Here is a 518-nt window from a genome sequence, read left to right as displayed (position 1 = left end):
AAACGCCGACACTGCACTAACTTTGAACTTGGACCACCTCGTGGGGGCCGATCACCGAGGCCTGGACGCCGGAGCGGATCACGGCGGACGGGATCTACAGAGGCGCGGATGGACGAGGCTGCCGCCCGCCATGGGGTGGAGGTGCAGGTCTCCACCCGGGAGGCGCAGGCCAAGGGCTTCCAGCCGCTGGCGCGTCGAGGCGACGTTCGGCACGCTCTCGACGCGCGATCGCCGCCCGATCCGCCACTGGGAGCAAGCCCAGCGGCAGCTGAAGTCAGCATCAGGATCGCCAACTGCCATAGGCTCATGCAGGCCTATCCGTGACACCAATACATATGCTGCTAGTCAAACAAGCTCTCAAGACATCGACGATGTCGGGTCATGGGATTTCGCCCGATCGCCTTGACAGGTGCAGGCCGCCCCATCATAAGGACGCGCCGCCGACGCAGCGGCCCTGCCGGCGACGGCAGCGTGGGGGAATGTCCCGAGCGGCAAAGGGGGCGGACTGTAAATCCGCT

Annotated in this window: 1 pseudogene; it reads left to right on the top strand. The window is 65.6% G+C overall.

The window, feature by feature from the left end:
- Positions 1-62 precede the first annotated feature (62 nt).
- A pseudogene (locus MFF64_RS36600) lies at positions 63-324 on the top strand (IS5-like element ISMpo5 family transposase); the annotation flags it as partial.
- Positions 325-518 lie beyond the last annotated feature (194 nt).

The organism is Methylobacterium frigidaeris (assembly GCF_022179185.1).
Taxonomy (GTDB): Bacteria; Pseudomonadota; Alphaproteobacteria; order Rhizobiales; family Beijerinckiaceae; genus Methylobacterium; species Methylobacterium frigidaeris.
The sequence above is the reverse complement of the archived record's forward strand: the minus strand, read 5'-3'. Positions and strand labels throughout refer to the sequence as shown.